Source organism: Streptomyces kaniharaensis (assembly GCF_009569385.1).
In the GTDB taxonomy this organism is placed as follows: domain Bacteria; phylum Actinomycetota; class Actinomycetes; order Streptomycetales; family Streptomycetaceae; genus Kitasatospora; species Kitasatospora kaniharaensis.
Window position 1 is genome coordinate 39,787 of sequence record NZ_WBOF01000002.1, and the last position, 24,815, is coordinate 64,601.

Consider the following 24,815-nt stretch of genomic DNA (forward strand, 5'->3'; position numbering starts at 1 on the left):
CTTGTCAAGCGGCTGCTGGGAAGGCGGTTCCCGAGGTCTTCCGGAGGGCCTCGTCCTTCCACATGTGACGGATGATGACGTTGGCGAGTTGTCGCTTGTGGGCCCGGCGAGCCTCGCGTTTCGTCTTGTTCTCGGCGATCTTCCTCGCGACGTAAGTACGGGCTGGCTCGTGGCATCTGACCTGGGTGACGTGCACGATGTGCAGGATCGAGTTCACGTTGCGGTTGCCACCGACATCGAGCCGATGGCGACGGGCCGGCCCATGGCCTTCGCCGGAAGACAAGGCGATGGGAGCCGACCCGCACCAGCGGGCGAACTGGGCCTCGGTGGTGAACCGGCAGGGGTCGCCGACCTCGACGAGCAGGTCCATGGCGGTCACCGGGCCGATGCCGCAGATCTCCGTGAGTGTGCAGCCGAGCTGTTCCAGCAGCGGCGGGATCCTCTTGTCGAGGATCTTGATCCGGCCGGTCAGCAGGCGGATGTCGTCCAGGGCCGCCTGCAGCCGGTCCAGTCGGACCCGGTCGACCGTGCTGAGTCCGTCCCACTGGCCCGCAAAGGTCTCCAGCATCTCGAGCTGTGGCAGTACGCGGCTGGTCGAGGGCAGTTGCGACCGGATGCTCAGCGGCAGCGAGACCAGGACCGCTTCTGCCTCGGTCAGCTGGCGCACGCGCTGCAGGATCAGCGAGTCCCGCCAGTCATGGACCGCGGTGAGCTCCTCCCAGGCCGCCTCAGGGGCCGCGTGCTTGCCAGCGGGCGGCAGTTGAGGATCGGCCAGGGTCTCGCGTGCGATCGCCTCGGCATCCTCGATGTCGGTCTTCGCGCGACGCCGGCGCCTTCGGCGTTCGGCCGTGCGGTTCGGTTGCACCTCACGGACGTCGTATCCGGCTGCGGACAGCGCCACGGCCACGGGCTGCCCCAGCGCGGCGGATCCTTCGACCCCGATCCGGTCGATGACCAGCTCCGTGTCGGTGAGGAACTCCAGGAGCTCGCCGATCCCCGCCGGGGTCACCGGGACGGAGACCACGTCGACCAGGTGGCCGTGGCTGTCGACCACCGCCAAGGTGGCGCTGTGCTTGTGCGGGTCTATCCCGCCGACACCATGTCCTGCTTCCAACTCCACTGCCTTTCCCAGAAACCGGCTACGGTGGGAGCGCGGGCCTCGTGGTGTCGGCAGATCTGGGTTGAGTCGGACAGGCTCTCTTCAAGCCAGGCACTCGAGGCCCGCGCTCACGGAACCGCCCGACACTTCGAATCCAGGGCAACCTGTCAGGCGCCAATCGCGTTCAGAGTCAGGGCGGACCGCTTCAAGCGCCGAACGGGGTAGCTACTCCCCGGTCGGTGGCAGAAGTACAACACCCAGAGCTCTCTGCTCTTCGTCCGGTGTGCGGGCTACATTCGGCGGATGGCCTCCACAGACGACATCCTCGCCCTTGTCCGCACGGCGCTCGACGAGTTCGACGACCGTCCCCTCCAGGTCTCCGTCCGCCGCGCGGTCCGAATAGCCGGGCTCGTCGGGGACTCTCGGGCCGCTGCCCGCCTCGGGCACGAACTGCGGCCGGCCGGGGGAGATCCTGCGGCCAACGGCGCCACTCTGCGTCGGCTGATGCCCGATCCGTCATCGTGGGGGGTGGCCGAGGGTGAGTCGGAGGCCGCATTCGACGAAGGGTGCAGATCTTGTAGGGGTGCCTCGTTGGGGTGATTTGCTGGGGTTCGGTGGGCGGTGGGGTGGTTGGGGTTCCTAGCGTCGGTGGTGATGAGCCCGCTGTGGTGCGCGGGTGCCGAGCGAGGGGTGGGGGTCATGCCGTCGTTGTTGGCCGTGTTGGAAGCCAGGGAGGATCGGGCCCGGAGTCGGGCCGCGGGGCTGCGCGAGCGGATCGCTGAGCTGTCCGAGGAGTTGTCGCAGGTGGAGGCCGAGCTGTCGCGGCTGCGGATCACGCGGGAGACCGTGGACGAGGTGCTGGCCGATGGCCCGGGTGCGGCTGCTTCGGAGCCGATCGGGGACGTCGAGTCCGCGGTGGTGCCGTTGACGGAACTCGTGCCGGTGCTGCTCGCGGCGGAGGCGGCCGGGGACGCGACGGTGACCTCGCCGGCCTACCGGCGGGTCCTGGTCGCGTTCGCCGAGGCGCCGGGCCCGTTGCGGTGCAAGGAGGTGTGCACCGCGGTGGGGCTGGGGACGGAAGCCAACCACGTTGAGGGCATGCGCTCGAAGCTGAAGCGGCTGGTCGAGCGCGGCATCCTCGTCGAGGCCGCCTCGGGGCTGTTCGCGCTGGCGTCGCGGTCGGGTGCCCGGTGAGCGACCAGGCGGCTCTGGCCGCCGCCGAGACCGCGTTCACCGCCTCCCGCCACCTGTTCGACCAGGTCACCGACGAGCTCGGGTCCGCCGAGACAGCCGCCTTGACGCACTCGCAACTGGAGGACCTGCTGAGCTCGCGGATGCGTGAAGTGACCCGGCAGCTGTTCCAGGACCATGTCCGGCTGCGGGAGCTGACCGAGCAACGACTGCCCGAGGTGGTGGACGCCAGCGGGGTCGAACGCACCAGGATCGAGCGGGGCCGCTCCCGGATCCTGGCTACGGTGTTTGGGAAGGTGACGGTGACCCGGATCGCCTACCGCGGCAGCGGGGTGGCCGATCTGCACCCGGCCGACGCGGTGCTGAACCTGCCCGCGGGGATGCACAGCCACGGACTGGCCAAGCTCGCCGCGATCGAGGCATCCCGCGGCTCGTTCGCCGAGGCCACCGAGCGGATCAACGCCGTCACCGGCGCCGGGATCGGGCCCCGGCAGGTTCAGGAACTCGCGGTCGGCGCCGCCTGTGACATCGACGACTTCTACGACGCCCTGGTGCCGACCCCGTGCACCGACACGACCACTCTGGTGGTCTCGGTCGACGGCAAGGGCGTGGTGATAAGGCCGGAAGCACTGCGCGAGGCTACCGCGAAGGCCGCGCAGGTCAAGGGCGGCAACAAGATGAAGTCCCGACTCGCCGCCGGCGAGAAGCACGGCCGCAAGCGCATGGCCACCCTCGCAGCGGTCTACGACGCCGAGCCCACCAAGCGCGGCGTCGACGACATCATCACCGACCCCGACCCCCGTGAGGACGGCGACAGCGACGACGGCGGCCAGGGCGAGGGGCGCGAACGCCGTCCCGGGCCCAAGGCCAGGTCCAAGTGGCTGACCGGCTCCGTCGACGACCCCGCCGCCCAGGTCGTGGCCGCCGCGTTCGACCAGGCCGAGCACCGCGACCCCACCAACCGCCGGCCCTGGGTCGTGCTCGTGGACGGCGCCCGCCACCAACTCGACCTCATCACCGCGGAGGCCGAACGCCGAGGCGCGCGGGTGCACATCGTCATCGACCTCATCCACGTGCTCGAGTACCTCTGGGACGCGGCCTGGTGCCTGCACCAGGCCGGCGACCAGGCCGCCGAAGCCTTCGTCGCCCGCCACGCCCGCACCATCCTCGGCGGCGGCGCCGAACAGGTCGCAACCTCCCTCGAGAAGGCCGCTCGCGCCGCCCGGCTGAAGAAGAACCGCCGCAAGGGCATCGACGACGCCATCGGCTACCTGCGCAACAAGGCCCAGTACCTGCGCTACGACACCGCGCTGGAACACGGCTGGCCCATCGCGACGGGCATCATCGAGGGCGCCTGCCGCCACCTGGTCAAAGACCGACTCGACATCACCGGCGCCCGCTGGGGACTCGCCGGCGCCGAAGCCGTGCTCAAGCTCCGCGCTCTACGCGCCAACGGCGACTTCGACACCTACTGGACCTGGCACGAGAAGCAGGAGTTCGCCCGCAACCACCAAGCCCGCTACCGCGACCACCTCACACTCGCGGCCTGATCAACAGCACCCTCATCAGATCTGCACCCTTCGACGAATACATCCGCGACCGACTTCAGTCGGGCGACCCAAAGGGTCCGCTCGACCCCGACAAGTCGCTGTTCCTCGCCCACTCACTGGACGCGATCGAGTTCTGGAGGGAACGGTCGCCTCTCCTCGCGAACGAACTGGACCCGAAGGAGTTCGCAACCTCGCTGAAGATGCGAGAGGTCGAAGATCGGACCCGTCACCGCACCTTCGCCTATCTATGCGAGTGGGAACGGCGCTTCGGCTACACGTCGATCAATGAGTCCATCTTCGGTGCCTACAAGGCGAAGGTCGACAAGCTGCTGTCCGAGGGCGTGCCCGCGCTGGTCGAGCAGTTCACCGCGGTCTACCGGCGCCTGAACGAGGCCGCCGCCGGTGACCCTAAGAGGCCGGGCAGCGAGGAACTGGCACAGGCGGTCACCACCTGCCGGCGCATCCTGGAAGCTGTGGTCGACCACGTGCTGCCCCCGCAGAAGGAGCCCAGCGCCGACGGGCACAAACTCGACCAGCCCGCCTACCGCAACAGGCTCTTCGAGTTCATCAAGCGGACGAACGAGAGCGGGAGGGTAGCGGAGATGACAGTCGCTCTCGCAGCCGGCCTGCACGACCGCTACACCGCCGTCAGCACGCTGACGAACAAGGGCGTTCACGCCTCCATGGCGCTGCGCGCCGCGAACCTGTGCGCGCTGAACACCTACATCGTGTGCGGCGAGATCCTCCTTCTGAAAGAGCAAGGCGCGGAAAACCGGGACGCCTGACGCGGGACCGGCGCTCCTCCTCCGCACGGCACTCGTCCTGACGCCACTCGTGGTGGGAGCGGTCCTCGGAGTTGTCGAGGGCGTCGGACGGCGGGTGGAGGGCGTCGCGGCCGTAACGCCACCAGACGGAGCCCGTCGGGCCGTCCTTCGCCAGGTGCTCCAGTGACGTGACGGGCGCCGGCACGGCCCGGGACTCGGCCGCAGCCTCCGACAGCGGCCGACCGACCCTACCAACGCGCCTCGACTGCAAAGCCCCGACCTGCGGAAACACACGGGAATCCATAAGGATTCTCGCGATGGTTCCGTGATTCTCGCTCTACCTCCGGCACCACAGGTCATCACATCGATCGCCAAAAGCATCCTGCACCCAGGCGTGACACCAGCAGCCCAGAAACAGGCCCAGCACGCCATCCAGTTCTCACTCAATCAACGGGACAGCACGCCAAGGCGCGCAGCACCTACGCCATCAGACCGAGAACTCACAGTTGTCCGGCCCGCAGGCCGAGGTGGTGGCGAGCACGCTCAGCGCGAGCACGGACGCCCCGAGCGCGGCCCGCGCGCCGCGACGGCTGCTGCTGCGAGTGGTAGACGCGTGATCTTTCTCATCCCCCGATGTGACGTTCCGTTGGCGCGGCTCGTCCGTTCGCTGGCCAACCATCAGGTGTGACCGACAGGCGGAGGTTTCTGCACGATTCCCCCTCGCCGCACTGTGGACAAGCGTCGCAGGAGCGCCTGTCACGGCCCTATCATCTGGCGAAGATCATTTACAGCCAGATGTTTATTCCGGCCGACGGGGGGAGGCAGGGTGAAGTTCTACGTGATCGGCGAGCTGAGAGTCGAGGACGGTGCCGGGGAGCGCACCGTCCGCGGCGGGCGGCTGCGCTCGCTCCTTGCCGTCCTGCTCCTTCACCCGAACCAGGCGGTCAGCACCGATCGGCTCCAGGACGCCCTGTGGGGAGAGGAACTGCCCGGGTCCGGGGCGGCGGCGGTGCACAACCTGGTGGCGCGCCTGCGCCGGGCCCTGTCCACCGCCGACGATCCCGACCGGATCGCGGCCACACCGCTCGGCTACCGGCTGAGGATCGCCGATGGGGAACTCGACAGCCTGCTCTTCGAGCAGCACCTCGATGCGGCCCGGGGCGCCGTGCTCGACGACGACTGGGAGTCCGTCCACCGGGAGACGTCCGCCGCCCTGGCGTTGTGGCGGGGCGTCCCGCTGGCCGAGCTGCCCGAGCTGGCCGATGCCGGCCCGGCGCGCGAACGGTGGCAGGAAGCACGCCTGCAGGCCCTTGAGTGGCGTCTCGACGCGGACCTGAAGCTCGGTCGGTCGACCGGGCTCGTCACCGAGCTCACCCGGCTCGTCGACGAGCACCCGCTGCGCGAGACCTTCCACCAGCAGCTGATGCTCGCCCTTCACCGCGCCGGCCGCCGCGCTCAGGCCCTCGCCGCCTACCAGCGGCTCCACCGGACCCTGCGCGACGAGCTCGGCGTCGAACCGGGACGCGCCGCCCAGCAGATCCATCAGGAGATCCTGCGTGCTCAGGAGCCGGCTCCCGAGCTGGCGCCGCTCACATCGCCGACCCCGGCCGTCCCGGAACCCTCCGCCCGTCTCGGGCAACTCCCCGCCGATACAGCGGACTTCACCGGGCGCGAGGAGGAACTGAGGCAGCTTCGCGATCATCTCGCCGTAGCCGCCGCCGGAAGCGGCCCGTCCGTGCTGACCGTCTCCGGCATGGGCGGCGTCGGCAAGACCGCACTCGCCGTCCGGGCCGCGCACCAGGCCAAGGACCTGTTCCCGGACGGGCAGCTCTACGTCGACCTGCGCGGCTTCGGCACCGGCGAGCCGCGCGAGGCCCACGAGGTCCTGGCCCGCCTGCTCGCCGACCTCGGCGCCGAACAGCAGGGGTGCCTGCCCGCCGAGCACACCGACGACCGGGCCGCCCAACTGCGCGCCGCCCTCGCCACCCGCCGGGTCCTGCTGCTGCTCGACAACGCCCGCGACAGCGATCACCTGCTGCCGCTGCTGCCCGGGGACGGGCGCAGCGCCGTGCTGGCCACCAGTCGTAGCACGCTCACCGACCTGCCGGGCGCCGTCCAGCTCCGGCTGGATCCGCTGGACGTCGAGGAGCAGCGTCGATTGCTTTCGACGGTGTGCGGCGCCGACCGAGTGTGCGCCGACCCGGACGGTGCCCTGCGGGTGCTGGCCGCGTGCGGCGGGCTCCCGCTGGCGCTGCGGATCGTCGCCGCTCGGCTGGCGGCCCGTCCGGCCTGGTCCCTGGACACCCTGACGCAGCACCTGAGTGATGACGGCCGGCGGCTGCGGTCACTGGCGGCGGGCCGTCTGAGCGTGCGGGACACCTTCGCCTCCAGCTACCTGGCGCTGCGCGACAGCGGCGACCCGACGGAGCGCGAAGCGGCCCGGCTGTTCCGGCTGCTGGGCCTGTGGCCGGGCCAGGTGTTCGGCGTCGAGCAGGCCTCCGCCCTGGCGCAGCGCCCCATGGTGGACACGGCCGACCTGCTGGAGCTGCTCGTCGACTTCCACCTGCTCCAGAGCCCGGAACCGTGGCGCTACCGCTTCCACGACCTGCTGAGCGAGTATGCGGCCGAACGCGCCGAGCAGGAGGAGACGCCCGAGGACCGCGACGCGGCACAGGTCAGACTCATGATCTGGTACCTCGGGGCGGTGGAGAGGAGCAAAGCGGCCATCCAGTCCGGCTACACCCTCGCCACGGTTCTGGAGGACGTGCCGGTCGCGCCCTTGCCCGTGTTCGCCGATGCGCAGGAGGCCACGTGGTGGTGCACCCGGGAGCTGGCCGGCATCAAGGCGGCGGTGCGCCAGGCGGCCGCGTCCTCCCGGCCCGACCTCGCCTGGCGGATCACCGTCGCCGTGTCCGGGTACGACACCCGGTGCTTCTGGACCGGCCAGACCGACGACCTCAGGGAGCTGGGCCTGAGAGCGGCCCGCGAGCACGGTGACCTGGTCGGCCAGGCCCGGATGCTCCTACGGATCGGCATCACCCACGGCATGGCCCACCGCACCCGGGAGGCGGTCGTGGCGCTGCGGGCCGCCCTCGAAGCGGCCGAGAAGGCCCAGCGGACGGACATCCTCGTCGAAGTCCTGACGAATCTCGCCGTCGCTCATAACGACGCGCGGGACGGTGCGGCAGGCCTCGCCTACCTGCAGAAGGCACTCGAACACGACCCCGCGATCGCGGAAGACGGGTTCATGGTGGTCACCACAGCCCATTCCTACCTGATCATGGCGGACTTCGCAGCGGCCGAGCCCCTTTTTCGGCGTGGTCTTGATATTTGGCGCGACCACGGCAACCTCTACAACACCGCGGTCACCCTGGCCAATCTCGGCGACACGCTGCGCGGCCTGGGGCGGCGGGAGGAGGCCCTCGCCGCGCTGGACGAGGCCCGGGAGATCCACGAGCGGATCAGGAATTACGACACCCTCGCGGACTGCCTGGTGGTCACCGGCCGTACCCACCTCCACTTCGAGGAGTGGGACGACGCGGCGGTCTGCTTCCAGCGGGCCGCCGACCTCGCCCGCGAGCACGACCTGCGCGCACTGACCGCCCAGGCCGACGAAGGCCTCGCCGAGCTCCACCGCCTGCGCCTCATCACGGACCGCGCCCACGGCTGACATCCGTCCGCCGGCGCAGGCACGCTATCGGTGCCGGCCGGGCGGACGGTGTGACGGCCAGTCGCTCACCCCTCCTCGTGCGGGAAACGGGCGAGGGGCGCGTCCCGCTGGAAGAACGTCTTGGCCCAGGTCATGGCCTGCTCGTCCTCCAGTACCTGCCCCGGCCTGGTGGCGCTGCCGAGCAGGACCCCGCCGAACCGCATGCCCATGTACGCGGCCGTCTGCCGGAGGGTGAGTTCCAGCGGTCGGGCCACCACCTCCTCGGTGTGTCCCATCGCCGTCACGCCCCACAGCGTGCGCCCGGCCATCTTGGCCCTGAACTCCGGGTCCGGTGTGCGCAGCCACTTCGACCAGTAGTCGAGGTAGCGCTTGGCGTACGACGACACCGAGTACCAGTACAACGGAGACGCGATCACGATGTCCGTCGCGGCGAGGGTCGCCTCGAGCAACTGGCTCTCACCGCCCGACGCCTCCGGCTGACCCGGCGCGTGGCGCCCGTCGACGAAGTCCGGCAGATCCAGGCCGGCCAGGTGCAACCACCGCTGCCCGGTGCCGGCCGGCAGTTGCTCGGCAGCCGCCCGCGCGAGCGACTCGGTGTTGCCTCCGGCGCGAGCGCTGCCGAGGAGGAAGAGGAACGAACGGGACATCAACTGCTCCAATATCGGCTTCGGACGGACGACGGTCCCGGCTGGGGCGTCACGGTCTGCTTCCCATGGCTTTGGACCGGTCAGCCCTTCTTGGCGATGAAGTTGTAGAGACCTTCGGCTTCGCCCTCCAGGTACAGCCCGGCCTGCCACCGGGGCTCCCTGTCGTGCTGCCCGATAGAGACGTTGCTGACCAGGGCGGGCTTGCCGTCCTTCATGACCAGCCAGCCGCCGCCGCTCGACCCCTGCGTCATGGTGCAGCCAAGGGTGAGCATCGGCGGGCGCGTGCGGTCGTAGGACCGGCGGGCGGGCTTGCCGCTCTCGCAACGCTCCAGTTCCGCACCGTCGAACGGCGGTGCGCTGGGATAGCCGTACTCGGTGATGTCCAGTTGCTCGCGCGGGGCGTTGAACCAGACCGGAACCGCTCCACCGACCGTCTCCTCCAGCGACTTGCCGGTGTCGTTCTGCGGCTTGACCCGCACGATCCCGAAGTCGTACTGCGCCGCCTCCGCCTCGAATTCCGCGCCTTCGGCCTTCCACTGCGGCGAGGTGACGTAGTCCGCGCCGTCCCACAGACCGTACGGAGCCCACTGCGAGCCATCCGCCCCCTTGCGGCCGCTCACCGCGCCGCTGGTGTTGAACCCGGGGATGAAGATGATGTTCATGTTGGCCGTGCTGCCCTTGCCTCCGTGGACGCAGTGGCCCGCCGTCCAGGCGAGGTTGCTCTTGCCGGGGTGCGCCGGGTCGGCGACCACGGTTCCCGAACACGAGAAGTGGCGGGTCGGGTCGTCCGGGCCCTTGCTCGCCGTGCCGGGCGCGTCGAAGACGAGCTTGCCGTGCACGGCCATGTTCTTCGCGTACGGGTGCGGCACCGCCCGCGCGTTGACGGTCGCGGGCTCCGGATCGTTGCCGTCATCACCGTAGGTCGGCTGCACGGTCGGCGCCTGGGTCGGCTGCGCGGTCGGCGCCTGGGTGGGCCGGCCGGTCGGCTTCGGCGCTGGTGCCGGCAGTGGCTGCGGTTGGCGTTGACGATCTTCTCCAACGTCCAGTAGCCCTTGGCCACGGCCGGGAGGGCGTGGTCCGAGGCCCACTTCTCCCAGTCCTCGAAGCTCCACTTCTTCAGGTCCGCGAGGTTCGCGGGCAAACCCGCGTTCGCGGCGTTCTTCGTGGCCACCGTGTCGCCCGGGCTGTTGTCCGGCCCGCAGGCCGAGGTCGTGGCGAGCACGCTCAGCGCGAGCACGGGCACCCCGAGCGCGGCCCGCGCGCCGCGACGGCTGCTGCTGCGAGTGGTAGACGGCATGATTTTTCTCATCCCCCGATGTGACGTTCCGTTGGCGCGGCTCGTCCGTTCGCTGGCCAACCATCAGGTGTGACCGACAGGCCGGGGTTTCTGCACGATTCCCCCTCGCCGCACTGTGGACAAGCGTCGCAAGAGCGCCTGTCACGGCCCTATCACCCGGCAAAGATCGTCTCCGGCCGTCCTGCTCCTGCGCCCGGACCAGGCGGGGCACTGCCCGAGTCCAGGGCGACGGTACGCCGCACGGAACTCGCCTACGACTACCTCGCCAAGCCGCAGGCGACCGGGGTCACGCTGACCGGTGAGGCGGCCGTGGCGCGCTCGACCGTGCGGTCCAGAAGGCGCGCAGGTCGAAGGCGGTCGGGGGCCGGAAGTCGTGCAGGCTCGGTGCGGCCGCGTGGATCCAGGACGCCGGCAGGACGCCGGGTTCGTCGCCCGGGATCGGGGCCGCCACGAGGTGCCAGGCGCCCGCGTCGAGGACCATCCCGTACGGGGACAGCGACCGGATCTCGTCCGCGTCGGCTCCGGGTGCACGGAGGCGGACTTCGACCGCCTGCTCGTCCTTCACCGCCTGGGCTAGAAGCGGGAGTTGCCCGGTGTCCGCAGCCGCGGGGTGCCAGGAGTCGTCGGCGATCAGGAATCGGGCGCCGATGCGTGCCGCGTGGTCGCCCACCGCGGCGGGCAGCGCGGCGGCGATCTTGAGCTGGGCGGACGCGGCGTAGGAGGCCAGTCCGAGGTCCGCGGCGGGGCCGGGCAGCGCCAGCAGGAAGAGCGTCTCGGCCTCGCACGGGGTCAGGCCGGTCAGCCGGGTGCGGTAGCCGTCCAGGAGACGGTAGCCGCCTTCTCGTCCGCCCTCGCCGTAGACCGGCACTCCCGAGGCGGAGAGCGCCTCGATGTCCCGGTAGACCGTCCTGACGGACACCTCCAGCTCCTCGGCCAGCGCGGCCGCGGTCATCAGGCCGCGGCTCTGCAACAGCAGCACGGTCGACAGCAGTCGGCTCGCCCGCACGGCAAGCGCCCCCGTTCCCCCAACGACTGACACAGGATGTCAGTCGGTCCCTCGTACGTTCCCTGCATGGCATTCCACCACAAGCACGTCCGGGCACTGCCGCCCGTCGGGATCGGCGCCTGGCAGCTCAAGCCCTACCACGTCACCCGTGACGCCGACCGTCCACTGGCCGCCCCGCTCGTCGATGCGGCCTACGCCACCGCCGCGACGATGCTGCCCGACCCCGACGACGAGATGCCGCCCGCCGGCTGGTTGGTGCTCCACGAGGGCATGGGCGCCCTCTACCTCTGCGTGTACACCTGGGTCTGGGGCAACGTCGTCCACGCCCGTACTGCCGCGGCCGGCGAACCCTACCTCGGCTGCCCGGACGACGACCTCACCCACTGGACCGTCAACACCACCCCGTACGCCGGCTGCGTCTGGGAACTGCCGACCATGGAACACGAACGCCGCGCCTGGGTCCGCCACCTCCTCACCCCGGACACCCCGGACCTGACGGCCTACCTCACCGACCGCCTCCCCGACGGCCCCGTCGGCACCTGACGGAACGCTCCATCGGTACATCTCGGGCTGACGACGGCGCCTCCGTCGAAGGCCGCTCCAGCTCCAGCCGCGCATGGACTCGGCGAACTGCCTCAATGGCGGCCCCCTGCCAGGGTGCCGAGGTGCGTCTCCACGGCTGCTACGGCGGGCCCGAGGAGAACGTCGATCTTCGGCCCGTGACAGGGCCGTGATAGGTGCCTCGGACATGCTCCCCCTGGCATCGCGTCAGGCGCTCTTGCCCGCCGATCTACGCGCGATGACCCGTACGTCGCACTCACCAGGGGGAAAACACCCATGTCCATCCGTCGCAAGATCGCCGCAGCCGCCGGAACGGCAGCGCTGGCCAGCGCCCTCAGCTTCACCGCGACTCCCGCCCAGGCCGCCGGGAACCTCTACACCATCCCCGCCTACGGTGTCGCCATCCACTTCAGCAACGGCTACTGCCTCGACGTCCCCAACGCCGATGCGTACGGCCAGCAGATCGTCCAGCAGTGGTGGTGCAACGACACCGATGCCCAACGCTGGAACATCATCCCCGTGGACAGCACGCACTTCCAGATCCAGAGCATCCTCGAGAAGGGCAAGTACTGCCTCAACAACTACGAGGGCGGAGACGTCACCGGCAACTACATCCGCCTCTACGACTGCGGCACCGGCAGCGACCGCGTGTTCAACTTCGTCTACAAGGGCATCGGCTGGCAGCTCCAGCCGAAGTCCGCGTCGGTGAACTGCGTGAACATGTGGGGCGGTGACCAGCGGGGCAACGAGGCCCGTCTCTACCCCTGCGCCTCGGTCAGCAACGAGAACGTCTGGTGGCGTTACTGATCGCATCGCACCAGCAGCGCAGCCCGCCCCGCGCCGACCGCGTGGGGCGCGGCTGCGCCGTGCCTTCGCGAGCATCGCCGCAACCCCCAGGTGAGTCCGCTATGAGTCCACAGACTCTCCGCATGAGATGACTTCCGACTGTCGGATGATCATCTGTACTCATCAGCTGGAGATTTGCGGTAGTTTGTGGCGCCGCAGCGCGGTGGCCCACCCACACGGGCGGCATCCGCCCCCGTGGAACGGCCCGAATCCCTCCTGCAGGCTTGCAGGCTCATGCAGGGACCGCTGCTGATCACTGCGGCGGGGGCCTCGGCGAGCATCATGACCGGGCTCCGGCACGGCAGTTGTACCATGATCCAACTCAAGGGGGACACTTCTCCATGCGTGCTTCGCACAAGCGCTTCCTCGTGACGGCTATTCTGCCGATCGCTCTCCTCGGGTCCATGGCCGCCCAGTGCGGCCCCAACAACCCCGAGCCGAGCGACACCGGGACCGCCACGGCCGCACCGACCGCCACGGCCGCTCCGACGGGCAAGCCGGCACCGACCGGCACGGCCGCACCGACCGCTACGGCTGCTCCGACGGGCAAGCCGGGTCCGGCGAAGAGCCTGTCGGCCGATGAGCTCACCAAGGCCCTGCTCTCCAAGGCCGACGTGCCGGGCGCCACCGACGCGAAAACCGGCCCGGCCGGCGGTGACAGCAAGACGGTCGCGGACAACGCCGCCTGTCAGCCCGTGCTCGACCTGATGGACGGGATGAACGCCGCGACGAAGCCGACCGCGGGCGTGGAGGGCTTCTACAAGACCGGTTCGGGCGCCGGGGTCGTGATCCACCTCGACCAGTTCGGTGCCGGCCAGGGTGACAAGGCCTTCTCGTCCGCCGCGGCCGCGCTCGGGTCGTGCTCCAGCATCCCCGGCTCCGTCCCCGGGAACGGCAACGAGAAGATCACGATGTCCGTGTCGAAGCTGAGCTACTCGACGCTCGGCGACGCGACCCTGACCTTCAAGGTGGCCTTCACCGGCGAGGAGTCGGCCGAGTACTCCTACGTCTTCGTCCGGAGCGGCGACGTCGTGATCGGCATCAGCAACCTGGCGAAGGCATCCGTGCCGCAGCCGGACCAGGCTCTGGTCAAGAAGCAGCTTGACCAGGTGAAGGCCGCCCAGCAGCACTGAGCCACCAGCGCGGACGGTGAAGCCCCTGGGGCGCGAGCTCCAGGGGTTCGCGGTCCGCTTCCCGCACTCGGCGGCATCCGGAAGAACCCGTGCTCAACAAGCACGCAATCAGTGCCCGCCGAGGGCTTCCGGTGCCGGCGGGGCCGGCAGACGTTGCCGTCTGTCTCTCGCACCACCCGGTGTCGCCGTTCTCGACACCGGGCAGCACACAGGGGGAACTGAAAAAGTACATGTCATCGACTCACAAGGCCCGGCGCACCCTCCGGGCCGCAATCAGCGCGTCCACGCTCGTCCTCACCCTGCTCGCCACCTCGGCCTGCGGGCCGGACAACAGCGCGAGTGACGCCGCGACCACCGGACCGGCTAAGAACGGCATCAACCTCGGGTTGCCCGCCAACCTCGCCGACCTGAAGAAGTGGAGCTTCGAGGACTGGGAGAAGTGGGCCAACGACTACGCCCTCCCGGCCGTCACCAAGGGTTACTGGACCCTGGAGAACATCCTTGAGGCCAAGCCGGCGGATCCCGTCGTACCGCCGAGCCCGCAGCCGACGAACACCCAGGCGCCCGCTCCGCAGCCCACGGCCACCCAGAACCAGCCCACCCAGGCTCCGGCGCCCCAGCCGACGAACACCCAGGCGCCGGCCCCGCAGCCAACCAAGACCCAGGCGCCCGCTCCGCAGCCCACGGCCACCCAGAACCAGCCCACCCAGGCTCCGGCGCCCCAGCCGACGAACACCCAGGCGCCGGCCCCGCAGCCCACCCAGGCCCCTGGCGACAACGGCAACGACCCGGTGCCCAACACCATCAACGCGCAGCCCGTGCCGCACCCGTACGCCAAGAACATGGCCGTCAACGGCAAGTTCCTCTACTCCGACCCCGGCGACCCGAAGCCCAAGCCCGGTGAGTCGTACAAGCACTCGTGCTCCGGAACCGTGGTCGCCGACCCGGCTCACCCCGGCAAGAGCAACCTGGTGTGGACCGCCGCCCACTGCGTCCACCAGGGCAAGGGCGGCACGACCTACGGCAACATCACCTTCTTCCCCGGCTTCAACACCAGCGGCGCTTTCAGCAACGGCAAGAACGCGGACGTGTCGCAGGTCGCACCGTACGGCGTGTGGGACGCGGTGAACTACGTCACCTCCCCGATCTGGAAGGTCGAGGGCGACCCCCACCTGGGCACCAAGGCCTCCCAGGCTGACTACGCGATCGTCCGGGTCAAGCCCGAGAACGACACCGGGAAGTCCCTGGAGGAGGCGGTCGGTGGCTCGGTGCCCGTCTGGTTCAACGCCCCTCGCGACCAGCTGATGGTCACCGCCCACGGCTACCCGTCCAACCCGCCGTTCGACGGCCGGGAGATGGAGGAGTGCGCGGGCGGCAAGCCGGTCCGCCAGACGATCGACCCGGCCCAGCCGCCGATGCTCATCATCGGGTGCACCATGACCGGCGGTTCCAGTGGCGGCGGATGGACGGTCGTCAAGGACGGCAAGCCCACCCTGGTCAGTAACGTCTCTCTCGTCTACTGGCCGGACGCGCCGAAGAAGACCTCCTCCGGCCCGTACCTCGACGACGTAGCCGCCAACCTGTACAACTTCATCTCCAAGAAGGGCTGACGCGGTACGCCCCGCGAACCGGCCCCACCGCACCGTGCGGTGGGGCCGGTTCTTCGTCACGCTCGCACGGCGACTTCACCTCGGGCCCATCGGGAGCCGTACCGGTCAGGTCCAGGCGGGCGTGTACTGCAGCTCACTACCGCCGGACGGGCGCGCCCGCTACACGGCGGCGCGGCATCGTCGCGGCGGTTCAACGGCTCTTCCCAGCGGCGTAGCTCAGGCGACCAGGAGGATTCAGGCGGCGAGCGAGACGGCTGCCGCCCACCCGAACACGGCCGCCGTACGGCCACACTCGGACCCACGGGCGCGCTGGAACGCGGCGATCAGCGTGCGATCGCGGCGACCGGCACGAACAGGCAGGGCAGGAACCAGAGTCAGTCGCCGAACCCCAGGACCGCGAAGAAGGTCAGGAGGATCAGCGGCACCCACACGGCAGCGACCGCGAAGCCGGCTGCGGCACAGGCGACCCGGAACCGATCCCGCCGAGGGAAGAAGACCGGCACGGCGACGGCGCTGGCCACCCAGTGGTGGTCAGCGCCGTCGGTCCCGCCCGGTCAGACGGTGCGCTGGGTGTCCAGGAGCACGGCCTGCTGCTCGGTCAGAATTGGCTGCTACGCGCCCGGAGACGGACGGGCGAGGCCTGCTCGGTGCCGCGCAGTGCGAAGGCGGCGGTGCGGGTGCGCTCCAGCCAGCTCATGTCCTGGCGCAGCGTGGCGGGACGAGGTGGCGGGTGAGGTCGCGGACGGCCTGGTGGTCGTCGTCGGTGAGCGCGTGGAGGCCGACGCGGTCGGGGGTGGTGTAGAGGGGCTGGGCGGCGGTGCCGGCGAGGCGGCGGTGGGCGGTGTCGGTGGTCTGTCGGGCCTGGTGGGCGGCCTCGCGGGCGCGTTCGGCGACGTCCTGGCGGTGGCACTCACGGCGCAGCGCGGGGTCGTGGTCGGGGTCGTAGCGCTCGGCCCCGGTCTCGACAGTTTGGTCGCGCACGCGCTGCCACTCGGCACGGACATCGGCCGCGGTGGCGAAGGCGGTCTCGTCCCGGCGTCGGCGTACCGGTCGGCGGCGCGCTCGTCCTCACGGGCCCGGTGCAGGGCCTGTTGGAGGTCCTCCCGGGTCACTCCGGCCGCCCGGCGGCGGACCCGGCTGCGGATGCCGCCGAGCAGCCCGTGCTCCTGGTCGTCGTCCTCGTCCGGGGTGTGCTCGGGGTGGTGGGGGTGCTGGGCGAGGGCGGCGTGCAGCGTCGCGCCGGCCTCCCACGCCTCGGCGTGGACGACGGGCTCCGGCAGGGTGCCCGGCTGGGCGCTGAGGACGATCCGGCCGTCGACCAGGGCCACCAGCCGTCGACGTCCTTCTCGGTCCAGCCGCGGGCCAGGTCGGCGCCCTGGTGGAGGGTGCGGATGCCGTCGTGCCGGGTCCAGCGCAGCCACATCGAGCCGCGCACCGGCGGGGAGTCGAGGACCGGGCGGCCCAGGTCCCGGTCGGCGGGTGCGGGGCGGCTGCTGCACAGGGCCAGCTCCAGCCGGGGCGCGGCGGCGGGGTCCGGGTCGGGGCGGGTGGTGTCGGTCATCGCGCGGTGCCTCCGGGAGTCGGGAACGAGGTGCGGGCGGCCGTCCCGGCCCGTGGTGGGCCGGGACGGCAGGGTGCGGATGGCGGGTGCGGGGCGGGTCAGCCGGAGACGGTCTCGGCGTGACGGTGGAGGGCATCCAGGAGCGCGGTCTGGTGGTCGGTCAGCTTGCCAGCGGTGCGGGCCCCCGCCTGTTTGCGCAGCCAGGTGCCGGGGCGGAAGGTGGGGTCGTCGCCGAGGCCGGTGCGGTTGGCCGGGCCGTCCAGGGTGCCGCCAGCGGCGAGGTAGGCGAGCAGGCGGCGGTAGGAGCGGTTCCAGTCCGGCTCGAGGCGCCACAGCTCGTCCAGCCCGTCGAGCTTCGCCACCTGGTCCTTGGTGAGGCCTGCGGCCTTGCGCTGGCGGCGCATCCACGCGCCGACCGCGTAGTCGTCGAGCTTCGCGGTCGCCGGGATCGCCAGGTGGCCGTGCTGGCGGTGGAACGCGGCGGCGTAGGCGTAGCCGCGTTCCCAGGCGTTGGCGTTCTTCGACCAGATCATGCCGAGCGCGTCCAGCTCCGAGACGCGGGCGGCATCGAGCAGGCCCTGGCCGTGGAGGTGGCGCTGGCGGGTGAGCCAGGAGATCAGCTCGGCGTGCTTCACCTTGTCGGTGGGGTCGAGGTGGCAGTGCTGAAGGTGGAAGACCGCCGCGACGGCGTGCATGCGCTGCCACTCGACCGCGCGCGGGTTGAACGCCCGCAGCTTCACGGTCTGCAGAATCTGCGCCGCGTGGTGCCGGGCATTGATCTTCAGCCACTCGATCGGCGACTCCACCGGGGCCGACTGCTGCTCGTCCTCCCCGGCCTCCGCCGCCTCGCCCTCGGGGGCGACCGTGGTCGTGGTGGTGTGCGCGGTGCCCTGCGAGCGGCTGGCGCGCAGTTCGGTGATCCGGCCGACCACCCGGGCGTCGTGCGCCGCGAGCGCCCGCAGGACCCGCCAGATCGTGCGGAAGCTGGAGGCTTCGATCTCGGCGTCGGCCTCGGCCTTCACGGCCTCGCCGGCGTCGTGGACCTCGGCCGGGTGTGCGGTGGCGGTGTCGTCGCCGACCTCCGGCGTCGGCAGGTAGACCGGGATGATGACCCAGGAGACCTTGCCCTCGCGGTAGGACTGGCGCAGCGCCCGCCCGACAGCCTGGACGATGTCGATCACGCTCGACTTCGGGTCCGCGAAGCAGATGGCGTCCACGGCGGCAACGTCAATGCCCTCGGTCAGGAGGCGACTGTTGCACAGGATGCCGCACTCCTCGCCGTCCTCACCGGTGTGGGCCTTGAAGTCCGCGAACGCGGCCCGGCGGTCCTTGAGCCGGTCGGTGCCGGCCACCGCCTTCGCCCAGATCCGCTCCGGGCGCTCCGCGTCCTCCAGCAGCTCCGAGGCCTCCAGCAGAGTGCCCGCGAACTCCCGCGCCGCGGACACCCGGGAGTGGAACGTGATCACGCGGCGCAGGCCGAGGTCGGCGACCGCGCGCAGCACGGCCATCTGGAGGGCCAGGCGCAGCAGCTCCTCGTTGCTGCGCTGGGAGCGCAGGTCGGCGACGGCCGGAAGGTTGAGCAGCTCGCGCAAGTCCTCGTCGGTGACGACGGGCACGAGGACGCGGTAGTCGGCGAGGTAGCCGTGCTCGATGCCTTGTCCGAGGGTCCAGGTGAAGCAGGTCTTGCCGTAGATCTCCTCCGAGTCCATGGAGCAGAGGGCGGGCAGCTTCTCGGCGCCTTCGGTGTCGGCGAGGTCGGCCAGGCCGTCCTTCGCGCGCCGGTCGTCCGCGATCCGCGGGGTGGCGGTGAAGTACAGCCGGCGCTTCGCCGGGACCTGGGCGTCGTTGTGAACCGCGGCCCACGCCTTGCCCTCCGAACCGGCCGTGCGGTGGGCCTCGTCGATCACCACCAGGTCCCACTGAGCCAGGCCCCAGCCCTGGTGGGCCTGGACGATGCGCTCCAGCGAGGCGTACGTGGCGTACACGGTGACCGGCTGGTTGTCGGGGGCGCCGTTGACCAGGTCGGTGATCCGCCTGCGTCGACACCTGGGCGTGCACGCGGCCGCCGGCCTCCGCGCTCTCCAACGCCTCCTCCCGCAGATGCGCCGGCTGCTGGAGATCACCGGCACCGACGAGGTCTTCACCGTCCGCCCGAGTGTGAGCGCCGCCATCGAGGCGACCCGTGCCGAGGGCGGGTGAGGGGCCCGTGGACACGCCGCGCCGGTACGCGATCACCCTGCCCCGCCCACCCGGCGCACACCCGCCGCCCGAAATCGTCATCGTCTACGCGGCCGGCGAGACGACCACCGACGGCACCCCCGTCTACACGGACGAGGTCGACGTGCTCGGCGGTCTCGGGGTCGCCCTCGCATTCGAGGTACCGGAACTCGTAGTGTCCGCGCAGTTCGTGGACCCAGTCCCGCCACGGCATCTCCCGCCCGTCCACCACCGGCGTCCCGCAGCCGAGCCATAGACGGAAGTGGTCGGCGACGATCTTCGGCCTCGGTCTCACCTGGCGCTGACAATGGAGGGCGGACCGTCTCCAGGCTGTTCTCGGCGCAGGCGCTCCGGCCCGCGCCGACGGCGACGGCGGACGGGCAAGGGCGGCAGCGGCGACGGCGACGGCGACGGCGGACAACAGCACAGCGAGACGGCCGGACGACGGGACCACAACGAGCCCGCGACACGGCGACCCCATCACGGCAAGGGCGGCGGCCCGACGGAGCCGCCGGGCCGACGACGGCGAGCACACGGCACGGGCGCACCACCACGGCGACGGACGGGACGGCCCCACCCACCCACCCACCCACGCGGCCGGCACCAGCCGGACGCAGAGAAGAAAAGCCCAGCGCAGCGACCGGCCACACCGACCAACGCCCCCACCCAACCCACCCCCACCCAGACAGCAAGCGGGGCCCAGGAAGGTAAGTCGGCGTGGTGGTTCGGCCCGTCACCCCCGCTGAGCAGCGCAAACAGCCGGACAGCGGGACCGTGGCCGTCCGCTGAACCGAACCCTGTACGCAACCAGAAACACACCCAGAAACGCAGGTTCCGGGGGCCGTACCGACCCCCGTACGCAACCAGAAAACGCAACCGGCGCGGCGCAGCGCCGGTCGGGCCGCGGCTGGTGGATGGAGCAGGGCCTCTTCCCACGGCTATCGCGTGGGAAGAGGTGTCGCCCGTCCCAAGCGGCTTGCCCGACCGGTCCGACCTCGGGAAACAGGGGCTGGACCGTACGGTTGCCACTACCCCCGGCACAACCTCCGGACACACCGTCCAGCACCCCGTTCGGGCAGCCCTTCAGCACCCTGTCCAGACAACCACCCGACCGGGCAGGGAGCGGGCCGTCACGTGCGCCGGTGGCGTCCAGCGGGCCGGTCCGGGCCGCCCAGCGAGGGCAGGTCAACCATCGCGAGGACGTCGACTAGGGCCAATGCCACTGACTTAACAGCGATCGCCAGCCGCTGGCCCGATGCCGTTCCCGGCACTGCAGAGCATGTTCGACGAACTGATCCCGCCCGGCCTCCAGTGGTACTGGCGCGGCGACTCACCGGCATCACATGGAGCGAACTGCCGCACTCCTGCACCGGGCTGCACAACGTGCCCGACACACCGGACATCCAGACGGGTTCCCCCGCCAGAGGCACCGGCGTCATCCACCAGGACGATGCCGCGGATAGGCTGCTGCCGAAGGCTGTGAGCATGAAGACGACGACGATGCCCGCGGCCGCTCCCACCACAGACGGCACCGAGCGACCCGTGCCGCGCTGGGCCACCGCCATGGCGCGGGCCATCCCGCTGGTCGGACTGCCCGCGTGCCTGTGGCGGCTGCCGTTCGCGTTCGGCTTCACCATGGGCACGGTGCAGGAAAAGACCTACGACTGGTGGGAGATCGCGCCGTACGTCTTCACCCTGAGCACGGTCTCGGAGTGCCTCGCCCTGCTCTCCCTCGGCCTGGTGCGCGGGTGGGGCGAGGTCGCGCCCGGCTGGATCCCGGTCATCGGTGGCCGGCGGGTGCCGCCGGCCGCGGCGATCGTGCCGGCGACCCTCGGCGGGCTGGTGTTGACCGGCGTACTGGTCGAGTGGTCGCTCGGGATCCTCGGCGTCCTCCCCGGCCTGCACTACACCGACAACGGGTGGCGGGTACTGGCAGTGTGCTGCCAGTCCCTGTTGGTCATGTGGGGCCCGCTGCTGCTGGCCGTCACCTACGCCTACTGGGCACGGCGTCGGAACGAACCGCGTCCAAGGGAGTTCGGGTGTTGCTGACGGCTTCTGACGGGCGGACGTGGGTGAACGGGAGACCGAGCGATCAGCTCAACTGCTGCCGGGCGGCCTTCTTGGCCTCCGCCTTCGCCCGCAAACCCACCGCCTTGGGGGAGTCGCCGTACCACCACCACGTGTACCCGGCGATAGCCAAGTTCAAGGCCACGAAGACGAAGAAGACCGGCGTAAGGTGCGCGCCTCTGGACAGGATGTTGATGATCGAGAAGATGTGGAGGATCGCGCCGCTGAGCAGGGCAGTCAGCGTCTTCTTGGTGCGGAGATTCATGCCGCGCACTGTAGGGCCCTGCAGTGATGTTGACAAAATGTCACGACAGAAGGGCAAATACCGGGGCTGATCTGTCAAAACGCCAAGGGAGGAGCCGAGGCCAGCCAACCGGCGCAGCCCGCTGCAACACGGGGTGCAACACACCCACCCGCCCCGCTCCCGGCCACATAACACCAGGTCAGACCCGCAACACGGCCCCGTGCTGCACCCCCGCGCAACACCGCGGTTGCACCCCCGCGTTGCACCCCCACCCACCACCCGGCCGCCGAACACCACCACCAGGAGAAAGCCGCCCCGAGAACGGCCGCCCCTCCCGGCCGTACCCGACCGCCCTGGACAGCAGCCCCGGACGGCGGCCCCGGACCGCGACCAGGACCACCGGCACCTGGCGGTCGCCGGCACCCGGCTGCGGCCACCACCCGAGCGGCAGCCGCGGACCCGCCCGGCACCCTGTCGCACCCACCTGTCGCGCCCCCACCACACACAGGGGAACAGGGGTATCCGCCCACGTCACAACACGCGACAGCACCCCACACGACAGGCAACACGCGACAGCAGGCGCGACAGCACCAACCCACCCCGAACCGACCCCCCAGCCACCACCCCCAACCACCACCAGAACAACCTCCACGGCGGCCTGACGGCCACCCAGCCACCCAGCCAGGACGGCGGCACGCAGCGAGGCCGGCGGAAGCACAGGGACGGCGACGGCAGCGAGCCCGGCGGCCCGGGACGGCCGCGCAGCACCGCCCGGAGCGGGGCGGGCGGGCACGGCCGAAGCAGAGGCGCGGCCCGGACTGCGGCCCGGCAAGCAGGCAGGCAGGCGGGGCGCAGCACCGACCAGAGCGGCGCAGCGGCCCGGACGGCAGCCAGGTCGGCGGGACGGCGACGGCGGCGCAGAGGGGGCCCCGGACGGCGGCCCCCGGCCCGCGCACGGCCCTGGACGACGGCGACCGAGCAGGACGCAGCAGGCCCGGACGGCGCAGAGGGCCGGCGGCACAACCCCGGACGAAACCGAACACCGACCCCCGCCACCACCCCCACCCCGCAATTCCGCCCCGAATTCAGACCACCACCATCAACCAATCCGCCAAAACAACCGAACGAAATACCCGGCGGAGTTCAGCCCCGAAAACACACCCAACAGCACCCCGCCGGCCCCAAGCGGCCCGACCCGACCCACGACCCCACTCGCCACCACACACAGTCACCAAACCAGCCACCACCACCCACCCCACACCCCCAACAGGCCCAACCAAAGGTCCGGACAACCACGTGCCAGAGGCCATTTGACGCCCACCACCACCAACAGGTCACACCTGCGATCCCCGCCCACCCGCCTGTGAGCTTCCCCCGCTGGGTGGGAGGTGGTCATTACCTGGTGAGGGCGGGTGTGGGTGGTTCGACGGCCACTGGTTCGGCCGTCGCGTGGTCGGCGTAGTACTTCGCCTCGTACTCGTCGGGGCTGAGCCAGCCGAGTCGTTTCTGGATGCGGCGGGTGTTGTACCAGCCGTCGATGTAGGCGAACAGGGCCAGGTCCGCGTCCGTGCGGGTGGCGAAGGTCGTGCGGCGCACGCACTCGGTCTTCAGCACGCTCCAGAAGTTCTCCGCGAGGGCGTTGTCGAACGAGTCGCCGACGGTTCCCATGCTGGGCTCGATTCCCGCCTTCAGCAGGCGAGTTGTGAGCTTGATGGACGTGTATTGGGTGGATTCAACTGGTCGTCGCAACACCTCGATTGTGGAGGTGTCGGATGGGGCGGCCTGCGGGGTGGACGACGAAGGTGACGGGGCGTCCGGCGATGCGGTCGCCGGGCCGGCCGCCGGTGCGTCGGGATGTGGAGCGCGCGTTCTGGTTGAAGATCGCCGAGGGACTCACGAGCGAGGATGCCGCGCTGGCGTGCGGCGTGTCCGGGCCGGTCGGTTCGCGGTGGTTCCGCGATCGTGGCGGGATGCCTTCGATCCAGCTCAGTCCGCTGTCAGGTCGGTATCTGTCGTTCGCCGAGCGCGAGGAGATCGCCCTGCTGAGGGCCCAGGACACCGGCGTGAGAGAGATAGCCCGCAGGCTGGGGCGCTCGCCGTCGACGATCTCTCGGGAGCTGCGGCGCAACGCGGCCACGAGGTGCGGGCGGCTCGACTACCGGGCCTCGATCGCGCAGTGGAAGGCCGAGCTGGCGGCAGGCCGGCCGAAGACCGCGAAGCTCGCGGCCGACGAGCGGCTGCGCGAGTACGTGCAGGACCGGTTGGCCGGCTTGATCCAGGCTCCCGACGGGAGGCTGGTGCCGGGTCCGGCGACGCAGGAGTGGAAGGGGCGGAACAAGCCCCGCCGTCAGGACCGGCGTTGGGCGACGGCGTGGAGTCCGGAGCAGATAGCGAAGCGGTTGCTGGTCGACTATCCGGACGACGAATCCATGCGGATCTCGCACGAGGCGATCTACCAGGCCCTCTACGTCCAGGGCCGCGGCGCGCTCGAGCGTGAGCTGGTCACGTGCCTGCGGACCGGGCGTGCCCTTCGGGTTCCGCGCTCGCGCGCCCGCCAGAAGGCGGCCGGTCACGTCACGCCCGACGTGATGATCAGCGAGCGTCCCGCCGAGGCCGAGGACCGGGCCGTCGCGGGCCACTGGGAAGGCGATCTGATCATCGGGACGAACCGCCTGGTCCACCTTCCGCGGATGGAAGGCGTCGAGCCAAGGGTGAAGAACGGCCCCGCGCTGGCCGGCTACGGAGCCGAGGCGATGCGCAAGGCCCTCACGGCCCAAATGGCCAATATCCCACAGCAGTTGCGCAGATCGCTGACCTGGGATCGAGGTAAGGAGCTCGCCCAGCACGCCCAGCTGAAGGCCGACACAGGCATCGCCGTCTACTTCGCCGACCCGCACAGCCCCTGGCAGCGGGGCACGAACGAGAACACGAACGGGCTGCTGCGGCAGTACTTCCCGAAGGGCACGGACCTGGCCCGCTGGACCGCCCGCGACCTCGAAGCCGTCGCCGGCGCGCTCAACACCCGGCCGCGGAAAACACTCGGCTGGAGAACTCCTGCGGAGGCCCTCGACGATCAGCTACTCTCGCTCCAAACCAGCGGTGTTGCAACGACCCCTTGAACCCGGTCTGACAGCCGTGGTCGCTGTGGTGGATCAGTTTCCCGGGTTCGATGGGCCGGCCGTGCAGCGCGTACTCCAGGGCGGTGAGCCTATCTCACCTTCCTGATGAATGCGCCGGGCTGAGCCAAGGCAGTGCGGAGCCCGGCTGAGGGAGGTCTCGCCCTGCTTACGGCGGTGCTGCCGCGAGCTGTGGTCCCGCCCAGGACGCGGCGCTGCTGCTCGACGAGCCGTTC

Annotated in this window: 23 protein-coding genes; 13 read left to right on the top strand and 10 right to left on the bottom strand. The window is 70.6% G+C overall.

What is annotated here, in order from left to right:
• Window positions 1–4: 4 nt before the first annotated feature.
• Complete coding sequence (locus F7Q99_RS27645) at window positions 5–1,114, bottom strand: IS110 family RNA-guided transposase (RefSeq protein ID WP_195911180.1); 1,110 nt, start codon at window positions 1,112–1,114, stop codon at window positions 5–7.
• Window positions 1,115–1,798: 684 nt separating this feature from the next.
• Between F7Q99_RS27645 and F7Q99_RS27650 the strand changes: the two genes are divergently transcribed.
• From F7Q99_RS27650 to F7Q99_RS27665, 4 genes are all read left to right on the top strand, one after another.
• A complete protein-coding gene (locus F7Q99_RS27650; RefSeq protein ID WP_153466692.1) occupies window positions 1,799–2,293 on the top strand; it encodes a hypothetical protein in 495 nt (164 codons plus the stop codon).
• A complete protein-coding gene (locus F7Q99_RS27655; protein WP_153466693.1) occupies window positions 2,290–3,840 on the top strand; it encodes an ISKra4 family transposase in 1,551 nt (516 codons plus the stop codon). Before F7Q99_RS27650 ends, F7Q99_RS27655 begins: the two co-directional genes overlap by 4 nt.
• Before the next feature lie 200 nt (window positions 3,841–4,040).
• Window positions 4,041–4,625 carry a hypothetical protein gene (locus F7Q99_RS27660; protein ID WP_153466694.1) on the top strand — a complete coding sequence of 195 codons (585 nt, stop codon included), beginning with the start codon at window positions 4,041–4,043 and terminating at the stop codon, window positions 4,623–4,625.
• A gap of 805 nt (window positions 4,626–5,430) precedes the next feature.
• Window positions 5,431–8,274, top strand: coding sequence for an AfsR/SARP family transcriptional regulator (locus F7Q99_RS27665; protein WP_153466695.1), 2,844 nt, complete (start codon window positions 5,431–5,433; stop codon window positions 8,272–8,274).
• 65 nt (window positions 8,275–8,339) lie between these two features.
• Here F7Q99_RS27665 and F7Q99_RS27670 read toward each other — a convergent pair whose 3' ends face one another.
• The gene (locus tag F7Q99_RS27670) at window positions 8,340–8,921 is read right to left on the bottom strand and encodes a flavodoxin family protein (protein ID WP_153466696.1); all 582 of its coding nucleotides are present in this window, start codon (window positions 8,919–8,921) and stop codon (window positions 8,340–8,342) included.
• 80 nt (window positions 8,922–9,001) lie between these two features.
• A complete protein-coding gene (locus F7Q99_RS27675; RefSeq protein ID WP_153466697.1) occupies window positions 9,002–9,853 on the bottom strand; it encodes a trypsin-like serine peptidase in 852 nt (283 codons plus the stop codon).
• 231 nt (window positions 9,854–10,084) lie between these two features.
• Here F7Q99_RS27675 and F7Q99_RS27680 point away from each other — a divergent pair, with 231 nt between their 5' ends.
• Window positions 10,085–10,291 carry a hypothetical protein gene (locus F7Q99_RS27680; RefSeq protein WP_153466698.1) on the top strand — a complete coding sequence of 69 codons (207 nt, stop codon included), beginning with the start codon at window positions 10,085–10,087 and terminating at the stop codon, window positions 10,289–10,291.
• Window positions 10,292–10,504: 213 nt separating this feature from the next.
• On the opposite strand, the gene F7Q99_RS27685 is transcribed toward F7Q99_RS27680, so the two are convergent.
• Entirely contained in the window at window positions 10,505–11,224 is a 720-nt protein-coding gene (locus tag F7Q99_RS27685; RefSeq protein ID WP_153466699.1) for a helix-turn-helix transcriptional regulator, read from the bottom strand.
• Window positions 11,225–11,290: 66 nt separating this feature from the next.
• Between F7Q99_RS27685 and F7Q99_RS27690 the strand changes: the two genes are divergently transcribed.
• From F7Q99_RS27690 to F7Q99_RS27705, 4 genes are all read left to right on the top strand, one after another.
• A complete protein-coding gene (locus F7Q99_RS27690; protein ID WP_153466700.1) occupies window positions 11,291–11,767 on the top strand; it encodes a hypothetical protein in 477 nt (158 codons plus the stop codon).
• Window positions 11,768–12,061: 294 nt separating this feature from the next.
• Window positions 12,062–12,592 (top strand): RICIN domain-containing protein, encoded by a 531-nt coding sequence (locus tag F7Q99_RS27695; protein WP_153466701.1) that lies wholly within the window; start codon window positions 12,062–12,064, stop codon window positions 12,590–12,592.
• A 380-nt stretch (window positions 12,593–12,972) separates the two neighbouring features.
• Window positions 12,973–13,764, top strand: a complete 792-nt coding sequence (locus tag F7Q99_RS27700; protein ID WP_153466702.1) for a hypothetical protein — start codon at window positions 12,973–12,975, stop codon at window positions 13,762–13,764.
• A 230-nt stretch (window positions 13,765–13,994) separates the two neighbouring features.
• Window positions 13,995–15,374 (top strand): trypsin-like serine peptidase, encoded by a 1,380-nt coding sequence (locus F7Q99_RS27705; RefSeq protein WP_153466703.1) that lies wholly within the window; start codon window positions 13,995–13,997, stop codon window positions 15,372–15,374.
• Between the two features lie 374 nt (window positions 15,375–15,748).
• On the opposite strand, the gene F7Q99_RS27710 is transcribed toward F7Q99_RS27705, so the two are convergent.
• The 4 genes from F7Q99_RS27710 to F7Q99_RS27725 form a co-directional block, all read right to left on the bottom strand.
• Window positions 15,749–15,895 carry a hypothetical protein gene (locus F7Q99_RS27710; protein ID WP_153466704.1) on the bottom strand — a complete coding sequence of 49 codons (147 nt, stop codon included), beginning with the start codon at window positions 15,893–15,895 and terminating at the stop codon, window positions 15,749–15,751.
• Window positions 15,896–16,067: 172 nt separating this feature from the next.
• Complete coding sequence (locus F7Q99_RS27715) at window positions 16,068–16,355, bottom strand: hypothetical protein (protein ID WP_153466705.1); 288 nt, start codon at window positions 16,353–16,355, stop codon at window positions 16,068–16,070.
• 127 nt (window positions 16,356–16,482) lie between these two features.
• Window positions 16,483–16,935 (bottom strand): hypothetical protein, encoded by a 453-nt coding sequence (locus F7Q99_RS27720; protein WP_153466706.1) that lies wholly within the window; start codon window positions 16,933–16,935, stop codon window positions 16,483–16,485.
• Between the two features lie 98 nt (window positions 16,936–17,033).
• The gene (locus tag F7Q99_RS27725; protein ID WP_195911275.1) at window positions 17,034–18,920 is read right to left on the bottom strand and encodes a helicase associated domain-containing protein; all 1,887 of its coding nucleotides are present in this window, start codon (window positions 18,918–18,920) and stop codon (window positions 17,034–17,036) included.
• On the opposite strand from F7Q99_RS27725, the gene F7Q99_RS43310 reads away from it, so the two are divergent.
• From F7Q99_RS43310 to F7Q99_RS27735, 3 genes are all read left to right on the top strand, one after another.
• Window positions 18,910–19,134: a hypothetical protein gene (locus F7Q99_RS43310; protein ID WP_195911276.1), complete on the top strand. Its 225-nt coding sequence runs from the start codon at window positions 18,910–18,912 to the stop codon at window positions 19,132–19,134. The genes F7Q99_RS27725 and F7Q99_RS43310 overlap by 11 nt on opposite strands.
• 7 nt (window positions 19,135–19,141) lie before the next feature.
• On the top strand, window positions 19,142–19,408 hold the full coding sequence (locus tag F7Q99_RS27730) for a DUF6296 family protein (RefSeq protein WP_153466708.1): 267 nt from the start codon (window positions 19,142–19,144) through the stop codon (window positions 19,406–19,408).
• A gap of 1,229 nt (window positions 19,409–20,637) precedes the next feature.
• A complete protein-coding gene (locus tag F7Q99_RS27735) occupies window positions 20,638–21,201 on the top strand; it encodes a hypothetical protein (RefSeq protein WP_153466709.1) in 564 nt (187 codons plus the stop codon).
• Between the two features lie 43 nt (window positions 21,202–21,244).
• Here the strand turns inward: F7Q99_RS27735 and F7Q99_RS27740 are convergent, their stop codons facing one another.
• Together F7Q99_RS27740 and F7Q99_RS27745 are read right to left on the bottom strand one after the other, a co-directional pair.
• Window positions 21,245–21,484, bottom strand: a complete 240-nt coding sequence (locus F7Q99_RS27740) for a hypothetical protein (RefSeq protein ID WP_153466710.1) — start codon at window positions 21,482–21,484, stop codon at window positions 21,245–21,247.
• A 1,374-nt stretch (window positions 21,485–22,858) separates the two neighbouring features.
• Window positions 22,859–23,215, bottom strand: a complete 357-nt coding sequence (locus F7Q99_RS27745) for an IS3 family transposase (protein ID WP_326847272.1) — start codon at window positions 23,213–23,215, stop codon at window positions 22,859–22,861.
• 20 nt (window positions 23,216–23,235) lie between these two features.
• On the opposite strand from F7Q99_RS27745, the gene F7Q99_RS27750 reads away from it, so the two are divergent.
• Complete coding sequence (locus tag F7Q99_RS27750) at window positions 23,236–24,582, top strand: IS30 family transposase (RefSeq protein WP_153466712.1); 1,347 nt, start codon at window positions 23,236–23,238, stop codon at window positions 24,580–24,582.
• Window positions 24,583–24,815: the final 233 nt, after the last annotated feature.

Excerpts from the sequence above, each read along its gene's own strand:
- F7Q99_RS27735 (WP_153466709.1), top strand. The coding sequence starts at position 20,638 with ATGAAGACGACGACGATGCCCGCGGCCGCTCCCACCACAGACGGCACC.
- F7Q99_RS27695 (WP_153466701.1), top strand. The coding sequence starts at position 12,062 with ATGTCCATCCGTCGCAAGATCGCCGCAGCCGCCGGAACGGCAGCGCTG.
- F7Q99_RS27690 (WP_153466700.1), top strand. The coding sequence starts at position 11,291 with ATGGCATTCCACCACAAGCACGTCCGGGCACTGCCGCCCGTCGGGATC.
- F7Q99_RS27750 (WP_153466712.1), top strand. The coding sequence starts at position 23,236 with ATGGGGCGGCCTGCGGGGTGGACGACGAAGGTGACGGGGCGTCCGGCG.
- F7Q99_RS27670 (WP_153466696.1), bottom strand. The coding sequence starts at position 8,921 with ATGTCCCGTTCGTTCCTCTTCCTCCTCGGCAGCGCTCGCGCCGGAGGC.
- F7Q99_RS27740 (WP_153466710.1), bottom strand. The coding sequence starts at position 21,484 with ATGAATCTCCGCACCAAGAAGACGCTGACTGCCCTGCTCAGCGGCGCG.
- F7Q99_RS27720 (WP_153466706.1), bottom strand. The coding sequence starts at position 16,935 with ATGACCGACACCACCCGCCCCGACCCGGACCCCGCCGCCGCGCCCCGG.
- F7Q99_RS27705 (WP_153466703.1), top strand. The coding sequence starts at position 13,995 with ATGTCATCGACTCACAAGGCCCGGCGCACCCTCCGGGCCGCAATCAGC.
- F7Q99_RS27700 (WP_153466702.1), top strand. The coding sequence starts at position 12,973 with ATGCGTGCTTCGCACAAGCGCTTCCTCGTGACGGCTATTCTGCCGATC.
- F7Q99_RS27660 (WP_153466694.1), top strand. The coding sequence starts at position 4,041 with ATGCGAGAGGTCGAAGATCGGACCCGTCACCGCACCTTCGCCTATCTA.
- F7Q99_RS27650 (WP_153466692.1), top strand. The coding sequence starts at position 1,799 with ATGCCGTCGTTGTTGGCCGTGTTGGAAGCCAGGGAGGATCGGGCCCGG.